Source organism: Halorussus marinus (assembly GCF_004765795.1).
GTDB classification, from domain to species: Archaea; Halobacteriota; Halobacteria; order Halobacteriales; family Haladaptataceae; genus Halorussus; species Halorussus marinus.
The window spans coordinates 30,080-47,835 of sequence record NZ_SBIV01000012.1 but is presented as its reverse complement, the minus strand read 5'-3'; the positions used below and the strand labels follow the sequence as shown (position 1 = coordinate 47,835).

Here is a 17,756-nt window from a genome sequence, read left to right as displayed (position 1 = left end):
CGGCGACCACGCCACATGCGTGACCTGCTGGCGCGACTCGGCGATCCTGCGAGCCCCGATCCGGCCTGCGCGTGCGACCCCGGCTTCGAATCGGGGGCGCTCGTCGTGGACGCGACCGACTGCCCCGGCGACGGCGACCTCGCCGACAGCGCCGACTGCCGAGCCACTGTGATCCGTGCGCTCGCCGACCGGGCGGCCGACGCGGTGGTGACGCGGACCGACTGGCTCGAACGCGCCTACGAGGCCGACGCCGCGGCGCTGCTGGCGGCGGCGGGTCGGTTCGTCGAGCGCGTCGCGTTCTACGACGCTGACCTCGCCGACCGGGCGACGACGGCGCCGATTCGGGCGGCGCGCGACGCCGTCGGTCGCGCCGGTCCCGCGAGCGAGATCGCCGCCGAGACCGGTCTGGCCGCGATCGCCGAACGCGAGTCCTCGGCCGCCGACGCGCTCGCGGCGTTCGTCGGCCCGCCGATCGCGAAGGCCCGGGTCGGGGCTCGCTCGCCCGCGGACGCGACGCTCCGCGACCGCCGAACCGCCGCGAACGGCGCGACCGTCCGGATCTACGACGGTCCGGGGCCGATCGCGACCTATCACCTCGACCCCGTCGAGCGCGACCTCGACCGCCCCGCGCTCGAAACGCTGGCTCGGGCCCACGACCTGCTCGCGGCCGGCGACGTCCCGGGCGGCGAGCGCGCCCCGGGCCGGGCGGTCCGCCGGGCGGCCGACGACGCCGACGCGCCGGTCGCGACCATCGCCGGCGTCCTCGAAAAGCACACCCGCGGGTACGGCGTGCTCGCCGATCTGTTCGGAGACCCCGCGGTTTCGGACGTGTTTGCCACCGCGCCGGTCGGCGACAACGCCCTGCGGGTCGTCGCCGACGGCGAGCGGATGCGGACCAACGTCCGACTCACCGAGACTGGCGCCGAGACGCTGGCCTCGCGGTTCCGGCGCGCGAGCGGCCGGGCGTTCTCGCGGGCCTCCCCGACGCTCGATGCGACCGCCGACACCGCGGCCGGGAGCGTCCGGGTGGCCGGCGTCACCGACCCCGCGAGCGACGGGCCGGCGTTCGCGTTCCGGGCCCGCGATCCGACGCCCTGGACCCTGCCGGCGCTCGTCGCGAACGGGACCCTGCCGGCCGACGCCGCGGCGTTCCTCTCGCTCGCGGTCGAGCGCGCCGGGGCGGGGCTGATCGCCGGGCCGCGTGGCGCGGGCAAGACCACGATGCTTGGCGCGCTGTTGTGGGAACTGCCCGCTCGGATCCGGACGGTCGTCATCGAGGACACGCCCGAACTCCCGGTCGCCGGACTCCAGCGCGAGGGCCGGGACGTCCAGTCGCTCCGGACGTCGACCGACGACGGGACCGGGCTCGACCCGACCGAGGCGCTCCGAGCCGCGCTCAGGCTCGGCGACGGCGCGCTGGTGGTCGGCGAGGTCCGCGGCGAGGAGGCCCGCGTCCTCTACGAGGCGATGCGGGTCGGCGCGAACGGCGATGCGGTGCTCGGCACCATCCACGGAAGCGGGGGCGCGGGCGTCCGCGAACGGGTCGTCTCGGACCTAGACGTGCCGGCCTCCTCGTTCGCGGCGACGGACTTCGTGGTGACCCTCGACGCCGGCGACGCTCCGGAGGGCGGCCGCCGCGCCGCGCGGATCGAGGAGGTCGTCGACGGCGACCGGTTCGAGCCCCTGTTCGAGCGCTCGGGCGGCTCGCTCGACCCGGCGGGGCGGATCGAGCGCGGCGAGAGCCGGTTCGCCGCCCGACTCGCGCGCGGCGACGAGCGCTACGCGGACGTCCGGGCAGCGCTCGCCGACCGCGAGGCGCTGTTCGCCGAGCTAGCCGCCGACGACTGCACCGACCCGGCGGACGTGACGGCGGCCTACGCGGACCGGAGGCGCTCGTGAGACTCGTCGGGCGGTTGGGTCGGCTCGTCCCCGGACCGGCGTCGACCGATCCGGAACTCGAACGCGCGCTCTCGTACCTCGGCGCGGACGCCGACGCCGATGCGGTGGTGCGTGCCGGGCGCGGAGCCGGCGTCCTCGTCGCCTGTCTCGGGGTCCCTGCGCTCGCCGTCGCCCCGACGGGGCTCCAACCGCTGGTCGCCGCGGCGTTGCTCGCGGTCGCAGTCGGCGCGGCTCGGTGCGTTCGACGCGCTCCGATCGCGCTCGCGACGGCTCGGCGGACCGCCGCGATGGGAGCCGCGCCAGCGCTGGTCGCCCGACTCGTACTCCGGATGCGCGTCGAGCCCGCGAGCGAGCGGGCGGCGTCGTTCGCCGCGACCGCCGAGGGGCCGCTCGCGGCCAGCCTCCGCGATCACGTCCGGCGCGCCGCGGGCACGCCGGGATCGGGACTCGCGGCGTTCGGCGCGACGTGGGCCGACCGGAATCCACCGCTCAGGCGGGCGGTCCTGCTCGTCGAGGCGGCCGCCGATGCCCCCGCGAGCGAACGCGCCCGGAGCCTCGATCGGGCGATGACCGCGATCCTCGACGGCACCCGCGACCGGATGGCGTCGTTCGCCGACGACGCTCGGGCGCCGACGACCGGGGTGTACGCGTTCGGCGTCCTGCTCCCGCTCGCGCTGGTCGCGGTGCTCCCGGCCGCACGGGTCGCTGGCGTCCCCGTCTCGATCCCCGCGCTCGCGGTCGTCTACGACCTGTTGTTGCCGGGACTGCTCGTCGGTGCGGGCGCGTGGCTCGTCGTGCGCCGACCGGCGGCGTTCCCCCCGCCCGACGTGGCCCGCTCTCACCCCGACGTGCCCGAGCGCCGCTGGCCGGTCGTCGCCGCGAGCGCGGCCGCGGGACTCGTCGGACTCGCCGTGACGACGCCCCTCGCGGCGTGGACGCGCTGGCCCGCGACGCTCGGGATCGCGGTCGGGGCGGCTCTCGTCGTGCGGTTCCGGCCGGTCACGCTCGTCCGGAACGACGCCCGGCGGGTCGAGCGCCATCTGACCGACGCCCTCTACCTCGTGGGCCGGCGGGTGAGCGACGGCGCGGCCGTCGAGTCGGCGATCGCCGACGCGGCCCCGGAGGTCGCGGGCCGCACGGGCGAGACGCTCGCGACCGCCGCGGGCGTCCAGCGTCGCCTCCGGGTCGGAGTCCGGACCGCGTTCCTCGGCGAACACGGCGCGCTCGCCGACGTGCCGAGCCCGCAGGCCCGGAGCGTCGCCGCGCTACTCGCGCTCGCCGCCCGCGAGGGCCGGCCCGCGGGCCGGGCGATCGTCTCGATGGCCGACCACGTCGAGGACCTCCAGCGCGTCGAGCGCGAGGCCCGCCGCGAGCTCGCCCGCGTCACCGGCACGCTCCGGAACACGGCGGCGGTGTTCGGGCCGCTGGTCGGCGGTGCGACGGTCGCGCTCGCCGACGGGATGGCCGCGAGTGCGCTCGGCGAGCCGTTCCCCACTGGCGCGCTCGGCGTCGTCGTCTCGACCTACGTGCTCGCGCTCGCGGCGGTGCTCACCGCGCTCGCCACCGCGCTGGAACGGGGCTTCGACCGCGCGCTGGTCGGCTATCGGGTCGGACTCGCCCTTCTGGCGGCGGTCGGGTCGTTCCTCGCGGGGTTCGTCGGTGCGGGGCTCGCGGCGTAGCTTTAAGTCCGATCCCGCGACCAACCCGGGCCATGTTCGATGCCCCTGCCGACGCGTGGTACGTCTGGATCGGCGTGGCGCTCGCGAGCACAGTCGCGGTCGGTCTGGCGACGTCGCTGCCGCGCGCCCCACCGCCGGACGCCGCGGGGGTCGCCGACACGGTCGATACGGTCGCCGCGGCCGACCACGCGACGACCGCGGGCCACCCGATCGCGGCCGAACGGGTGAAGGTCGGCCCCTACCGGGTGTGGCTCCGGGACGACGCCGCGACCGGTCACGCGTCGTTCGCCTACGGCCCGGTGGCGCCGGTCCCCCGAGACACCGCGCTCTGGGACGTGCTCCGCGGGACGCCGCCGGACGCCGCGTTCGGGTCGCCGACCGCGTTTCGACGGGCCGTCGCGGCCGCGCGCGACCGAACGCCGGAGTGGCGATCGGTCGACGAACTGACCGTCCGGGCGGTCTCCTGGGAGGGCGTCGATGTCACGCTGGTCGGATAGAGGGCAGGTCGAGCCGCTGGCGGCGCTGGTGGCGGTGTTCGCGGTTTGCGCCGCGCTCTCTACGTACGCGGGCGTGCTCGACGGCGCGGTCCCGACCCCCGATCGGAACGTCGCTTCGCCCACCGTCGACCGCGTCGAGCGTCGAATCGCCGACGCCGGTGTCGTCGACCCCGACCGGATCGCGGACGGACTGCGCGCCGGCCCCGACGGCTACGGGCTGAACCTCACGCTCCGGGCGGCCGGCGAAACGTGGTCCGCCGGCCCGACGCCGCCGCCGAGCGCCGACGCGGGCGCCGCAACCGTGAGCGTCCGGATCGGCTCGGGCCGGGTCCGTCCCGGTCGGCTCCGCGCGGAGGTGTGGCGGTGACTCGCGGGATCAGCACCGTCCTCGACGCGTCGGTCTGTCTCCTGCTCGTGAGCGCGAGCGCGCTCGCGCTCGTCGGGATTCCGGCCGACGAGTCCGACCCGGACCGCGCCGACGAGGCCGCCGAGACGCTCGCGTCGAGCACCGCGCGCGTGTCCTACGACGACGGCTCCCGGACAGCCCACGGTACGCTGGCGGGCCTGCTCGCCGCGACGGCCGTGCGAAACGCAACGCTCGGCGAGTCGCGACTCCTCGCGGATACGGGACTCGCGCGGGCCGTCACGGAGCGCGTCGAACGGTCGCTGGGGCGTGTCGAGTACCACCGCGTGCAGGTGATCGCGCGCTGGGAGCCGTTCCCGAGCGCGAGTCTCCGCGGGCGAGTCGCGGCGGGACCGACCCCGCCGCCCGGCGTCGACGTCCACGCGGCCGCGTTCTCGGTGTCGAGCGGCCTCCCGAGCGTTCGATCGAGCGCCCGAGCGGCGGGCCGCGGCGGCGGGTTCGAGCGCGTCGCCCGAGCGATCGCGGGCGGCGTCGTCCGCGGGCTGTTTCCGCCGATCGAAACTCGGACCGCGCTGGGTGCCCGCCCGGACCGGGCCGCCCGTGCTGTCGAGCGATATCGGACGTCGGCCGACGCGGTCGGCGCTCGGTCGGCGGTCGAGGAGGCGCTCACCGACGGGAACGCGACGCGGGCCACCCGGATCGTGACCGACGCGCTCGCGACACTGCTCGAACCGACCCTCCGCGAGCGCTTCGACGGGGCGACCGACGCGGCCCGCGAAACCGCCGTCGGCCGGGTCCGGATCACGGTTCGGACGTGGTCGCGGTGAGGCTGGCCGACGACCGCCGCGGCCGGGTCCCGTTCGCTCTGGTCGGGGTCGTCCTGCTCGTCGGGAGCGCGGGCCTCAGCGCGACGCTCGCCGGCGGCCCCGCCCCCGAGGTCGACCGTTCGGTCGGGATCGCCGTCGAACGAACGACGGCCGCGAGCTCCACCGCGCTCCGCGGGGCGGTCGCCCGCGCCGGACGGGCGGCCGCCCGAGACCCGGTCGTCGCGCCCGCCGAAACGCCGGCGGGCCGCGTCCTGAACGACTCCGCGCCGTACCGCGACTACCTCCGGGTTCGAATCTATCTCGCGGCGCGGGCCGCTCTCGACGACGTCGCCGTTCGCGCGAACGGCGTGCGCGGAACCGCGTCGCTCCCGGCGGTCGGGAACGCGAGCGCGCTCGGGGACGCCAAGCGTCGAGTCGAGATCGCGGCCGCCGGCGACTCCGAGAGTGCGGGGCTCCGGGTTCGAATCCGGAACGTCACTGTCGTCGCGAGTCGGGACGGGCGTGCTGTCGAACGCGCCGCGGTCTCGCCGACGCTGGTCGTCGCGACGCCCGCGCTGGCGCTCCACGAACGGGTCGAACGCTTCGAGAGTCGACTCGAACGCGGGCCGCTCGCGCCGGGGCTGGGGCGTCGGTTGACCGCACGTCTCTACGCCGTCGCGTGGGCACGGGGGTACGCCCAGCGGGGCGGGGCGCCGATCGAGAACGTCGTGGCGAACCGCCACCTCGAACTCGCGGCGAACGGCGCGCTCGTCCGCGAACAGCGGGCCGCGTTCGGTCGGTCGGACCCCGCGGCTCGCGGAGCGCTCGCGATGGCGACCGCCCGAACCGGCCTGACCGACCTGCTCGCGGGCGCCCACAATCAGCGCGGCTCCAGAGCGACGGAACTCCTGACGGCCGGATTCGACCGCTACCGCTCGGCGACCCCGCTTCCCGGCGGCCCCGCGACGGACGCCCCCGAGCGGCCGCCGTCGCGGACCGTCGCTGTCAATCGGACCGCAGACCGTGCGTTCGCGTCGTTCGTCGGCGACGAGACCGACGAGGGGTTCGACGCGACCCTGCGGTCGGCGTACGCCCCGAACGTGCGAGTCGTGACCGCGACTCGGACGGTCCGCGACGGGCGTCGGCCCTCGCTCGACTCGCCCGGCGGGAACTGGACGCTCCGCGAGCGCCGGGTCGAGACCACGACCCGGGTCGAGCGCGCCGACGGCCCGCGTCCGGCTTCGCCGGGCGGCTGGCACCTGCTGGCCCACGAGACCCGGCGGGTCGTCCGAGCCCACGCGCTCGTCGGCGAGTGGACTCGGGGCAACGACTCGCGGACGACCGTCCAGCGGTGGGCCGACGTCTCTGCGGTCGGAGTGGGCCTCGCGGGCAACCACCGGGGCTCGGTCGGCCCGGATCGCCCGATCCGACACGTCCACGAGCGAGGCGGCGCCCTCGACGGGCCGAAACTCCGGGGGGTCGCCGAGACGGCGACCGAGCGCCTGATTCGGGACCGCGGCGGGTTCGACGCGGCGGCCCGCCGGGCGGTCGAGGGGGGGATCGACGCTCGGTCTGCGTCCGTCGCCGGGCGTCGGCCGTCCGAACTCCGGCCGTGGATCTATCGGGACCTCGCCGGGCTCCGCGAGCGCGTCCGGAACGTCTCGGTCGCGGTAGCGCGCACGGCGACGGTCGCCGACGGGCGGCCGCCGGCCGCCGCGCTCGCCGGGGAACTCCGGTCGCGCCGCGCGGCCCTGCTCGATGTGCCCGAACGCTACGACGGTGTGGCCGACCGTGCGCGCGTCGCGGCGCGGGCGGCATACCTCGACCGGACGGTCGCGCGCCTCGACGCGCGGGCGAATCGGACGCGCGAGACCCGAGCGGGCCTCGACGGTGCGCTCGCCGACGCGGGTGTGGACCTCGACCGTGCGCGGCGGATTCTCGCGGATCGCGGCCGCCCCGCGACCCCGCCCGCGGAGCCGATGGCGGCCGCCGGGCCGGGCGCGCCCGCGAACCTGACCGTCGCCGGCGCGCCGCCGTACCTCACGCTCGCCGAACTCGACCGCGAGCAGGTCGCCGCGATACCCGAAGGCGAGACGCGCCACCCGCTCGCGGCCCGGAACCTGAACGTGTTCTCGGTGCCGTACGGCGACGCCGCCGACGCCGTCGCTTCGGCCCTCGACGGCGCGACCGACCGATCGGCGACCGACCTCCGGACGGCGGGTCTCGCGCTCCGTGCGGCAAACCGGACGCTCGACGCCGTCGGAAATGAGACGCTCGACGCCCGCCGCGACCGGCTCCGGGCGGAGGTGTCGAGGTCGCTTCGAGCGCTCCGCGCGCGACTCGTCGCCGAGTTGGCGACCGCGGGACTCGAACTCACGGCCGCCGAGCGCCGCCGTGCGGTCCGGGCCGGGTTCGATCGGTGGGACACGACCGCGGGGCGCGCGCTCGCGGCGGCGAACGGTTCGGCCGCCGATGGCGTCGTCGCGGAACTGCTCGCGGCGACCCCGTCGCTCCGGGGGACCGAGCGACGCGACTGGACGTCGGTGACCGTCGAGTTGGCGCTCGAAGACGCCCGGTCGGCGGTCGACGGACCGTCACGGTCGACGGTGAACCGGACCCGCTCGGTCGCGCGCGATCTCGCGAGAGACGCGCTCGCCGACGCGGGCGAGCGGGCGGCCGACCGGGCCAGAGAGCGGTGGTTCGGAGCAGTGCTGTCGTCGGTCCCCGCGGGGCTGCCGGTCGCGCCCGTGCCCGGCTACTGGTACGCGACGCTCAACGTCTGGGACGTCTCCGTCCGGGGGGCGTACGAGCGGTTCGCGGTTCGGGCGCCGACTGCGGCCGCCGGGGCGGGCGATCCGGACGGGGCGGTGACCTACACTCGACGGAACCAGACAGTCGAGTTCGACGTCGACGCCGACGGCGCCGTCGAGCGACTCGGCCGGACGACGCGGGTTTCGTTCGAGACCGAGACGGTCGTCGTGGTCGTCGTTCCGCCGGGAGCGCCGGGGGTCGGCGACACCGACGGGAACGCCGACGAGCGCTCGCCGGGGTGGAGTATCCCCCGGCCGGCCCGCGGCGGCTAAGTGAAACCCTTTCAACGCCGGCCCCCTGTGTTCGGGTATGCTGTACGACGACATCGAGGACCCCGAGTCGACGACCCCGGCCGAGCTTCGGGCGGCGTACCTCTCGGAGCTCGCGACGGTCATCGCCGAGGTCGGCGCGCCGACCGTGGCCGACCGGAGCGACGTGGCCCGCGAGACGATCGACGCGATCGCCGCAGGCGAGGAGCCGACGGTCGAGTTGGAGACGGCCGCCGCTGTGCTCGGGGTCGCCGAGGACACCCCGCCCGCGGACGCCATCCTGCTCGAAACTCGCGACCACCTCCTGATGGGGATGACCACCGCGGTCCTTGACGTCGACACGATCGCGGTCGAGATGGACGGGATGGACGCAAAGCAGATCCAACAGAAGATCGAGGGCCGCGCGCCGATGACCCTCGGGGAGTTCGCGCGACTCCAGCACTTCATCGCGTCGCGCAACGACCGATAGTTCGGCGCTCTCGTCGCGGACTCGTCGGTACGCTATCGCGGCGAGCCGTCCGGGCCGTCGTTCGGATCGTCTCGATCGTCCGTCCACCCGCTCTCGCGGCGTCGCTCGGCGTCGCCCGGACCGCTCTCCTCGCGCTCGGCGGCCGCCATGTCGGCGACGAACTCGGTCGTGGCGACCGTCAGCGCGAGCGCGAGCGGAGCGGTGGCGACGGCGCCGACGAGGATACCGACCGGGCCGAAGTTCACCGCGACGACGGTGACGAACACCGATACGATCGCGGTGAACACCGCGTATCCCACGGCGTACGAGAGGTAGGGGCCGGCCGCGGTCGCCCACTCGTAACTCCGGGCGAGCGCGGCCCCGACACCGAGATCCTCGACGACCAGCAGGTACGGGGCGGCGTAAAACAGGTACGCCAAGACGAAGTAGCCCGGAATCGCGAGCACCAACAGCGGACCCGCGACCGCCCCGATCGCGACCCCCGCGAGCGCGACCCCGAACACCAGCAGTTGGTAGCCAAGGACGCGGACGAAGTACCGCTTGACGTTCCGGACGAAGTCGTACGTCCCCGTAGAGAGCAACTGGTGGACGCTCCCCAGGAGGCCGGCGACGAGCGCGGCCTGAACCGCGACGACCACGGGGAGCAAAGAGAGGGTCGGCGAGACGTGGAGACCCGGCCCTCGGCTCGGCAGGCTCACGAACGACCAGAGATCCGGCGGCGACGCCGGGAGTCCGAACGCGATTCCCCCGTGCCAGCCGGTCGAGGAGAGCGCTCGCTCGACGTCGTCCGGGCTCGTCAGGCTCGACATCAGCGGGACGACCGCGAGCGGGAGGGCGTCGGTCGCGACCTCCCACGCGGCCTCGAACCGCTCGGCGAACGGCGTGTCGGTCGCGGGGGCGTCGGCGGAGACCATCGGTCGTCACTGGCACACGTCGCCCGCATAAGTCTTGTCGACGACGTCGGATTTCGTCCCGATCGGGCGGAGTCGGACCGCTTAACTGCGACTGCCGACTACGCCCGGTCGATGAAGTTCGGGGAGTTCGCCGACGCCGCCGCCGAGATCGAGTCGCTCAGCGCCGACACCGAGATCACCGAGCGGGTCACGGCCCTGTTCGAGACCGCCGGCTCGGATCTCCCCGTTGTCGCGCGGTTCGTGCAGGGCCGGGTGTTCCCCGCCTGGTCGTCGCGGACGCTCGACATCGGGCCGAACTACTGCTACGAGGCGATCGCGCGGGCCGCCGGGCGGAACGTCTCGGCCGACGACGTCGAGGCCCGACTCGCGGAGGTCGGCGACGTCGGCGAGGTCGCCGCGAGCTACGAGTTCGGCGGCCAGCAGGGGCTGGGCGCGTTCGGTTCGGGCGGGGCCGAGGACCTGACGGTCGCGTCGGTCGCCGACGAACTCGACGCCCTCGCGGCGGCCGCGGGATCGGGGAGTCAGGACAAGAAGATCGACCTCCTGTTCGGGCTGTTCAACCGCGCGAGCGCCGAGGAAGCCCGATATCTCGCACGGCTCGTGCTCTCGGAGATGCGGATCGGCGTCGGCGAGGGGACCGTCCGGGACGCGATCGGGGCCGCCTTCGACGTGCCCGTCGAGTCGGTCGCGCGCGCCCTCCAGGTGTCGAACGACTACGGCGAGGTCGCCCGAGTCTCTCGCGAGGCCGGCGCGGCGGGGCTCGACGAACTGGAACTCGAAGTCGGCCGACCCGTGCAGGCGATGCTCGCGCAGGCCGGGACCGTCGGCGACGCGCTCGACGACTGGGGCGAGGTCGCGGTCGAGTGGAAGTACGACGGCGCGCGCGTCCAGATCCACTACGATCCCGACGGCCTCGGGTGGGACGACGCCGACGGCGAGGTGGCGGTCTTCTCGCGGAACATGGAGGACGTGACCGACGCGCTCCCCGAGGTGGTCGAGCACGTCCGCGAGCACCTCTCGGCGCCGGCCATCCTCGACGGCGAAGTGGTCGCGACCGACGACGACGGCGACCCCCTCCCGTTTCAGGCGGTGCTCCGTCGGTTCCGGCGGAAACACGACGTGGCTCGGGCCCGCGAGTCGGTCGCGCTCGATCTGTTCGCGTTCGACTGCCTCCACGCCGCCGGCGAGGACCTGCTCGACGCGCCCGTGCCCGAGCGCCGCGATCGGCTCGACGGCGTCCTCGACGCGGGCGTGTCGGCGTTCTGGACGACCGACGATCCCGACGAAGTCGCCGAGATCGAGGCCGACGCGCTCGAAGCGGGCCACGAGGGGATCATGCTCAAAAACCCCGAGTCGACGTACACGCCGGGCCGCCGCGGGCGCAACTGGCGCAAGCGCAAGCCGGACGTCGAGACGCTCGACCTCGTCGTCACCGGCGCCGAGTGGGGCGAGGGCCGCCGGGCGGAGTTTCTCGGCACCTTCCTGCTGTCGGCCCGGGCCGACGGCGGGTTCGAGACGATCGGGAAGGTCGCGACCGGCATCACCGACGAGGAGCTCGGGGACCTCACGGCGCTGCTCGAGCCCCACGTCCAGTCGCAGGACGGCCAGACGGTCGACGTTCGCCCCGAGGTGGTGTTCGAGGTGGGCTACGAGGAGATCCAGCGCTCGCCCACCTACTCGTCTGGGTACGCCCTGCGGTTCCCCCGATTTCTCGGCGTTCGGGACGACAAAGACCCCGCGGACGCCGACTCGCTTCCGCGGGTCGAGCGACTCGCGGAACGTCAGTGATCGACCGACAGGTATCGCTCCCCGGGTCGTTCGCCGTCCGGGCCGCCGGAGAGACGCGTTCGTGGCCCCGCGGCGCAGATGTCGAATAGTTTATGGGATGCGACGAGCTACTCGGCGACAAGGATGCGAGAGTACGCGTACCTCGCCGCGGCGATCGCGGCCGAAGTCGGCGGCACGACCGCGCTCAAGTTCTCCGACGGGTTCACGAACGCCGTTCCGTCGGCGATCGTCGTCGTCGGATATCTCGGGTCGTTCTACCTGCTCAGTCTCACCCTCCAGGAGCTACCCATCGGGCTGGTGTACGCGACGTGGTCGGCCGTCGGCATCGTGGCGGCCGCGCTCGTCGGGGTTCTCTTTTTCGACGAGACGGTCGATCTCGCGGGTCTGGTCGGGATCGCGCTCGTAATCGGGGGCGTCGTCGTGCTCAACGTCCTCTCGGAGACGTACAGCCCCGCCCACTGATCGCCGCGCTCGGCGCCGCGTCGAGCGCGACAGCAATCCGAACCGTTTACTACGGACTGTCCGAACGCCCGACCATGACCGTCCGACACCGCGACCTGACCGTCGAGTGGCTCGGCTACGCCGGGCTCCGGCTCGAATCGCCCGGCGACACCGTCGTCTACATCGACCCCGGCCGGTACGGCACCCTCACCGGCGAGTACCGCCCCGAATCGGCCCAGAAGCCCCACCCGGACCCCCGCGATTACCGCCCCGAGGACGGGGACCTCGTCCTCGTCACGCACGATCACCACTACGACTCGGACGCCATCGAGCGCGTGGCCGACGCCGACGCGACCGTCGTCGCCTACGAGGCGGTCTACCCGCCGAAGATCGACCGGGACGTGGTCGACCTCGACGATCTCCCCTACGAGACGCTCCGGGTCGACGAGGAGACCGACCGGCTGTTCGGCGACGCGATCGTCAGGACGGTCCCGGCGTACAACGAGCCCGACGGCCCTCGCACGGACGCGAGCGGCGACCCGTACCACCCCGAGGGGTTCGGCGCGGGCTTTCTGGTGACGCTGGCGGACGCGACCGTCTTCTTCCCGGGCGATACCGATCCGCTCGACGGTCACGCGGAACTCGACGTTTCGCTGTTTTGCCCGCCGATCGGGGGCTCGCTCACGATGGACCGGCGCGAGGCCGCCGAACTCGCGGCGGCGCTGGACCCCGACCTCGTGGTCCCGGTCCACTACAACACCTTCGAGTCGATCGAGACCGACTCTGGGGCGTTCGCCGCCGACGTGGCGAGCCGCGGCGTCCCGGTGGTGCTCGACGAGGCCTGAAAGGTTAGATTCTTAACTCTTCTGCCGGAACGTGGGCGTATGTCGCGACGGGAACCGACGGCGGCGGTCCCCGACGGGTGGCCCTACACCGACGAGCCGACGGCGTGTGCCGCCTGCGGGAGCGACGACGACCGCTACGCCGTGGTCGACTCGCTCGGACTCGTCTGGGGCGGGGCGACCGACGGCGGGCTCGCGCCGACCGACCTCGGCGACTACGTGGGGACGCTCGCGTTCCGGTGCTGTCACGACTGCTGGACCCGCGAGGGCGTCGCGGCCCTGGCTGATGCCCGGACGCTCACGAGACCGGACGCGGTCGGCGCCCGCGAGGCGGTCGCGCTCGACGACGCGAAGGTGGCCGCGGCCGCGAGGCTCGCCGCCGACCGTGTCGCGGTGGACACCCTCCACGAACTCGACGTCCGGAGTGCCGCCGAGCGCGAACACCTCCGGGCCCGCGACGCGGCGATCGAGGACGCGCTGGCGTCGTGGAGCCGGGAGTGAGCGGACTGCGGGCGACCGACGCGACCGCTCAAAAACCGCGGGCGCGTTTCGCGGGACGGAAACGTGTGACCAGCATTTACTTACTGGGGGCCTAACACCTTCGCATATGAGTCCTCCAAACGGCTCGAACTTCTGCTCGCAGTGCGGGTCGGCGCTGGGTCCCGACGACTCGTTTTGCTCGGACTGCGGGGCGCCGATCGGGAGCCGCCGGTCGAACCGCCGCGACGACTTCCGGCGCCGAGTCGAGGACCACACGGTCGAGGGGTGGGACGTGAAACACGACTACGGCGATCGGGTCGTGCTGATCGACCGGGGGTTCGGCTCGCTTGGCGTCCACGCGCTCTTGTTCCTGTTCACCTGGGGCTTTGGCAACCTCCTGTACGCGTGGTACAGCTACTCGCCGGGGGCCGACCGGATCGAACTTCGAGCCGACGGCACCGAGCGGTACGTCTCCGGGGGCGGCGAGGACGACGCCTCGGGCGATGACCTCGTCTCGGATCCGGCGAGCTACTTCCTCAGCTTCCTGTGTGCGATCTTCGGATTCGCGGTCCTCGGCGACGCGGTCGCCCTCCCGGCCGCGCTCTTCGGCGTGACGTGTCTGGCCGTCGCGCTGTTCGCGTTCCCCCCGTTCCGGAAGCGGTTCGCCGACCGCGAGTCGGTCACCACGTTCGGCAGGGTCCGATCGACCGACGAGGAGGTCGTCGAGGCGCCAGACGTGCCCTGCACGGCGTGTTCGCGGCCGGTCGGCACGGGCGTCAAGCGCACGTTCGGGGAGACGCTGTACGTCGCGGGACTCCCGATCTCGACCGACGAGAAGGGCGAGAACTGGTACTGTCGGTCCTGTGCGCAGGGCGATCCGTTCACGGGCGGTGAGGTCGGGGACAGCGCGACCCGAGACGCCGACGAGTTCGTCAGGGAGCGCTAGAGGACGCCCATCTCGTCGAGGCGCTCGGGCAGGTACGTCTCGGTCACGAAGTCGAGTCCGTGGGACGCCAGCGACTGCTGTTCGGACTTTTTCTCGATGTCGAGTTGGATCTCGATCTGTTTTTCCCAGTAGTCGGTCTGGTAGCGGGGGTCCTCTAGCTCGCTCTCGAGGGCGTTGACGTCGGAATCGCTCAGCGGGTCGGTCGGGAGGTCGTACTCCACGATGTCCTCGGGCTGGATGCCGATGAACTGGGCTTCCGGGGTCGCGAGGTAGTCGCTGAGGTGGGCCGACTTGATCGAGCCGTACGCCACCGAGCCGAAGATGCGGTACGACCACGGGTCCCCGTCGGTGAACACCGTCACCGGAAGGTCGAGTTCGTCGTGGAGTCGCTTCGTGATCCGGCGGGTCGCGCGGGCGGGCTGGCCCTTGAGGTGGACGATGATGGTGTTGTACTCCTCGTCGAAGCCGTTTTCCACCAGCCGGTCGCGCATGCCGCCGGTCTCGACGCAGAGCACGAAGTCGGCGTCGTTGTCGAGGAACTCGATCGTGTCGGGGTTGTTCGGGATCTGGTAGCCGCCCTCCCCGACGTCCTCCTGACAGTGGATCTCGCGTTCGCCCCGTCGGGTCTGCTCGCGGAGGTACAGCGGCCCCATGATGGTCGCGCCCGACTCCTCGGGCCGCATGTGGAAGTCCTCGCGGGTGACCTCCGAGACGATCTCTAAGTCCTCGACGAGCTGGTTCGACTCGTCCTGAGAGGAGAACTGCGCCTCGTCGACGTCCCAGCTCTCGCTGAGGTAGTAGAGTTCACGCAGGGTCGACGACCGGTCGGCGTCGAGCTGGTCGGCGAGGAACTCGATCGTGTAGATCGCCTTGAGGAGTTTGCGCGCCCCCCGGACGCTGTTTGCGCTCCGGGTGCTCTCGCGGTCGCCGTACACCCACACGTCCGAGTCCTCGTCGAAGACGATGTTGCTCTTGGTCCGGGTGGGGACCGACATCTCGGGGATCTCGCCCCGCTCTAGCTGATCGTAGAACTCCGCGGCGAGGTCGATGAGTTTCTCTTGGGCTGTGGTGTCCGTGCTCATTGGTTGAGGGTGAGTTTGGGGTCTTCGATTCCTTCGACGCTGAGGTCGAACGATGCCTCCGCCGAGACTTCGTACTCCAGGACGGCCTCCTCGCCGCTGGGCACGGTGGGCGACCACTTGACGAACCACTCGCCGTCCATGTCGACCGCGGTCGCGCCGTCCGAGAGGTTCGACGGCTCGGCGGTCACGATGTCGGTGATGTCGGGCGACTCGTTGGTGTCGGTGTGGTTCTCGACGACGAGCCGAACGCGTCCGTCCTCGCGCTCGCGTTCGACGAGGACGTTGTTCATGATCCGGGCCAGCGCGTCGTCGTACTGGGGCTCGTCGTTGTCGGTGACCTCCGCGACCTTCTCGGCCATCTTCGGGAGGATCGAGGCGATGACGTTTTGCTTTTTCTTGCGCTTTTCGAGGGACTTGCGCTTGTTGAGATACGACTTGAGCTCGCGGGCGGCCTCCCGGATCGCGAGCTCGATCTCGTCTTCGATCTCGGGGACGTTCGCCACCGCGTCCTTGCTCTCGCTCGTGAACGGGACGTTCGTCGAGGCGACGTGGACCATGATCACCGCCGGGCCGTTCGGGATTCCGGAGCCGCCGGGCTGGCTGAGGTTGTAGTTTCGCCACCCGATCGACTTCACCACGTCGGTCGTCGCGCAGGCCCCGCGCTGGTAGACCAGCGGCACCCGGTTGGCGAACCGCAGGACGTCGGCCTGCCCGTCCGCCTCGAGGTCGCCGCCGTACGCGATGCCCGCCTCGACGATGAACGGGTCGCCGCCGTGGACGTCGGCGTCGCGGGTCGAGGCGGCGTAGAAGTCGGCGTCGTACTCCTTCTTGAGTCCGGCCTCCACGAGGTCGGCGGTGATCGGCGACAGACAGTTGGTCGGCGGCGAGATGATGTCGGTCTCGCGCATCGCCTCCAGCAGGTCGCTGGCGGCGTCGCGATCCTCGGCGAGGTCCCGTACCTTCGGCACCTCGTCGGGCACCGTCACCATCACCGACCAGAGCTCGGTCACGACGTTCTCGCGGGCGGTCTCGCCGAACGTCGCGTCGTCGTACTCCTCGGTCTGGTCGGCGGCGCGGTCGACGTACTTTCGGAGTTCGGAGTGGGTCGCCCGATCGCGCTCGCGGCCCTTCTCGAAGCGCTTTGCGAGTCGCTCGGCCAGCCCGTCGATCGCCTCGTCGTCTTTTCGGGTGGTCGTGGCCGCGTCGACCAGCTGGTAGAGGTCGCTCGTCCGGTCGGCGGTCAGCTCGTCCCACGCCGCCCCAATCGCGTTCTCCCGGACCGTCGCGCCGAACGTCACGCCGTGGTCGTCGCCGATCTCGGCGGCGTCGGCGACGATCTCGCGGAGCTCGCTGTGGGCCACCCGGTCGCGGGCCGCGACCGCGTTCGCGACCTCGTCGGCGAAGGCGTTCGTCGCCTCCGCGCCCTTGTTGGCGACCGCCTGCTGGACCGCGCGGGCCACGTCGGCCTCGTCGTGGGACCGCGGCGCCCGCCAGGCGGCCTCCCGGCCGAAGTGGCGGTCACGGAAGTTGTCGACGATCGAGTCGGCGGTCTTCTTCCCGACGCGGGTGAACTCCGATTGGACGAACCCAGAGACGCTGTGTGAATCGGTCTCGGCGAGCATCTTCAACACCGTGCCGAGTTCGACTCCGTGGGGGTGCGGGCGGATCTCCTCGGTCTCGGCCGGGAGCTGGTCGGTCGCCCGCTCGAACTGGCGGGGCTCGTCCATGCTCGGCTCCTCGAAGGTGATCCGGGCGTGGGGGTTGACGACCGCGGTGTGTTTGATGTACTTGAGCAACTGGGACCGCGCGCGCATGTTGCCCTCCATCTCCAGCTCGATGCGCGTGCCGTGGGTCCGGTCCCACGAGGTGGTCTCGGCGTGCTGGATCTCGGGTTCGTTCTCGTCGGTGTCGATGATGAGTTCGAAGTACTCGGCCTCGGCGCTACCTTTCGTCCGGCTCGTGATCTTGGCGGGCTTGCCCGAGGTGAGCTGGGAGTACAGGACCGCGGCCGAGATCCCGATCCCCTGCTGGCCGCGGGACTGCTCGCGGGCGTGGAACCGCGAGCCGTAGAGGAGCTTCCCGAACACCTTGGGGACCTGTTCTTTGGTGATGCCGGGACCGTTGTCCTCGACGACGAGGGTGTAGTAGTCGCCCGCGTCGTCGATCTCGACGTAGATGTCGGGAAGAATGCCCGCCTCCTCGGTCGCGTCGAGGGCGTTGTCCACCGCCTCTTTCACCGCGGTCACCAGCGCCCGGGCGCCGCTGTCGAACCCGAGCATGTGCTTGTTCTTCTCGAAGAACTCGGCGATGGAGATCTGTTGTTGGCTCTCGGCCAACTCCTCGGCGATCCCCTCCTCCTCGCCGAGCGTCGACTGAATAGATGGCATTCTGTGGGCTCAGGTAACGACGGGACATTTATAGCCTTCTCGGTGGACCGGAGTGAAAGTGAAAGTGGAGACGGCGGTCGGG

15 protein-coding genes are annotated in these 17,756 nt (G+C 72.5%); 12 read left to right on the top strand and 3 right to left on the bottom strand.

Annotation, left to right across the window (positions count from 1 at the left end; translation table 11 throughout):
* The first annotated feature begins 15 nt into the window (after positions 1-15).
* From EPY72_RS17745 to EPY72_RS17715, 7 genes are read left to right on the top strand one after another with little or no spacing between them, the layout of a single operon-like run.
* Entirely contained in the window at positions 16-1,899 is a 1,884-nt protein-coding gene (locus EPY72_RS17745; protein WP_135807296.1) for an ATPase, T2SS/T4P/T4SS family, read from the top strand.
* A complete protein-coding gene (locus EPY72_RS17740) occupies positions 1,896-3,578 on the top strand; it encodes a type II secretion system protein (RefSeq protein ID WP_135807295.1) in 1,683 nt (560 codons plus the stop codon). The genes EPY72_RS17745 and EPY72_RS17740 overlap by 4 nt, the downstream gene beginning before the upstream one ends.
* Positions 3,579-3,610: 32 nt before the next feature.
* Complete coding sequence (locus EPY72_RS17735) at positions 3,611-4,075, top strand: DUF7283 family protein (RefSeq protein ID WP_135807312.1); 465 nt, start codon at positions 3,611-3,613, stop codon at positions 4,073-4,075.
* Entirely contained in the window at positions 4,056-4,442 is a 387-nt protein-coding gene (locus EPY72_RS17730) for a DUF7285 family protein (RefSeq protein WP_135807294.1), read from the top strand. Before EPY72_RS17735 ends, EPY72_RS17730 begins: the two co-directional genes overlap by 20 nt.
* Positions 4,439-5,266, top strand: a complete 828-nt coding sequence (locus tag EPY72_RS17725) for a DUF7284 family protein (protein WP_135807293.1) — start codon at positions 4,439-4,441, stop codon at positions 5,264-5,266. Before EPY72_RS17730 ends, EPY72_RS17725 begins: the two co-directional genes overlap by 4 nt.
* Positions 5,263-8,328, top strand: coding sequence for a DUF7286 family protein (locus EPY72_RS17720; protein WP_135807292.1), 3,066 nt, complete (start codon positions 5,263-5,265; stop codon positions 8,326-8,328). The genes EPY72_RS17725 and EPY72_RS17720 overlap by 4 nt, the downstream gene beginning before the upstream one ends.
* 37 nt (positions 8,329-8,365) lie before the next feature.
* Positions 8,366-8,794: a DUF5791 family protein gene (locus EPY72_RS17715; protein ID WP_135807291.1), complete on the top strand. Its 429-nt coding sequence runs from the start codon at positions 8,366-8,368 to the stop codon at positions 8,792-8,794.
* Positions 8,795-8,826: 32 nt separating this feature from the next.
* On the opposite strand, the gene EPY72_RS17710 is transcribed toward EPY72_RS17715, so the two are convergent.
* The gene (locus tag EPY72_RS17710) at positions 8,827-9,708 is read right to left on the bottom strand and encodes a hypothetical protein (protein ID WP_135807290.1); all 882 of its coding nucleotides are present in this window, start codon (positions 9,706-9,708) and stop codon (positions 8,827-8,829) included.
* A 111-nt stretch (positions 9,709-9,819) separates the two neighbouring features.
* Here EPY72_RS17710 and ligA point away from each other — a divergent pair, with 111 nt between their 5' ends.
* From ligA to EPY72_RS17685, 5 genes are all read left to right on the top strand, one after another.
* Positions 9,820-11,496, top strand: a complete 1,677-nt coding sequence (gene ligA, locus EPY72_RS17705) for an ATP-dependent DNA ligase LigA (protein ID WP_134671972.1) — start codon at positions 9,820-9,822, stop codon at positions 11,494-11,496.
* 123 nt (positions 11,497-11,619) lie between these two features.
* Complete coding sequence (locus tag EPY72_RS17700) at positions 11,620-11,958, top strand: DMT family transporter (protein WP_134671973.1); 339 nt, start codon at positions 11,620-11,622, stop codon at positions 11,956-11,958.
* 74 nt (positions 11,959-12,032) lie between these two features.
* A complete protein-coding gene (locus tag EPY72_RS17695) occupies positions 12,033-12,782 on the top strand; it encodes an MBL fold metallo-hydrolase (RefSeq protein WP_134671974.1) in 750 nt (249 codons plus the stop codon).
* Positions 12,783-12,821: 39 nt separating this feature from the next.
* Positions 12,822-13,280, top strand: a complete 459-nt coding sequence (locus tag EPY72_RS17690; RefSeq protein WP_134671975.1) for a hypothetical protein — start codon at positions 12,822-12,824, stop codon at positions 13,278-13,280.
* Positions 13,281-13,386: 106 nt separating this feature from the next.
* A complete protein-coding gene (locus tag EPY72_RS17685; protein WP_135807289.1) occupies positions 13,387-14,205 on the top strand; it encodes a zinc ribbon domain-containing protein in 819 nt (272 codons plus the stop codon).
* On the opposite strand, the gene EPY72_RS17680 is transcribed toward EPY72_RS17685, so the two are convergent.
* Positions 14,202-15,287: a DNA topoisomerase IV subunit A gene (locus EPY72_RS17680; RefSeq protein WP_134671977.1), complete on the bottom strand. Its 1,086-nt coding sequence runs from the start codon at positions 15,285-15,287 to the stop codon at positions 14,202-14,204. The two genes, EPY72_RS17685 and EPY72_RS17680, sit on opposite strands and share 4 nt — an antisense overlap.
* Entirely contained in the window at positions 15,284-17,674 is a 2,391-nt protein-coding gene (locus tag EPY72_RS17675) for a DNA topoisomerase VI subunit B (protein WP_135807288.1), read from the bottom strand. The genes EPY72_RS17680 and EPY72_RS17675 overlap by 4 nt, the downstream gene beginning before the upstream one ends.
* Between the last annotated feature and the right edge of the window lie 82 nt (positions 17,675-17,756).

What these genes read in the sequence shown, in the direction of transcription:
- EPY72_RS17695 (WP_134671974.1), top strand. Translation starts at nt 12,033, where the DNA reads ATGACCGTCCGACACCGCGACCTGACCGTCGAGTGGCTCGGCTACGCC.
- EPY72_RS17745 (WP_135807296.1), top strand. Translation starts at nt 16, where the DNA reads ATGCGTGACCTGCTGGCGCGACTCGGCGATCCTGCGAGCCCCGATCCG.
- ligA (WP_134671972.1), top strand. Translation starts at nt 9,820, where the DNA reads ATGAAGTTCGGGGAGTTCGCCGACGCCGCCGCCGAGATCGAGTCGCTC.
- EPY72_RS17675 (WP_135807288.1), bottom strand. Translation starts at nt 17,674, where the DNA reads ATGCCATCTATTCAGTCGACGCTCGGCGAGGAGGAGGGGATCGCCGAG.
- EPY72_RS17680 (WP_134671977.1), bottom strand. Translation starts at nt 15,287, where the DNA reads ATGAGCACGGACACCACAGCCCAAGAGAAACTCATCGACCTCGCCGCG.
- EPY72_RS17715 (WP_135807291.1), top strand. Translation starts at nt 8,366, where the DNA reads ATGCTGTACGACGACATCGAGGACCCCGAGTCGACGACCCCGGCCGAG.
- EPY72_RS17735 (WP_135807312.1), top strand. Translation starts at nt 3,611, where the DNA reads ATGTTCGATGCCCCTGCCGACGCGTGGTACGTCTGGATCGGCGTGGCG.
- EPY72_RS17685 (WP_135807289.1), top strand. Translation starts at nt 13,387, where the DNA reads ATGAGTCCTCCAAACGGCTCGAACTTCTGCTCGCAGTGCGGGTCGGCG.
- EPY72_RS17730 (WP_135807294.1), top strand. Translation starts at nt 4,056, where the DNA reads ATGTCACGCTGGTCGGATAGAGGGCAGGTCGAGCCGCTGGCGGCGCTG.
- EPY72_RS17710 (WP_135807290.1), bottom strand. Translation starts at nt 9,708, where the DNA reads ATGGTCTCCGCCGACGCCCCCGCGACCGACACGCCGTTCGCCGAGCGG.
- EPY72_RS17700 (WP_134671973.1), top strand. Translation starts at nt 11,620, where the DNA reads ATGCGAGAGTACGCGTACCTCGCCGCGGCGATCGCGGCCGAAGTCGGC.
- EPY72_RS17690 (WP_134671975.1), top strand. Translation starts at nt 12,822, where the DNA reads ATGTCGCGACGGGAACCGACGGCGGCGGTCCCCGACGGGTGGCCCTAC.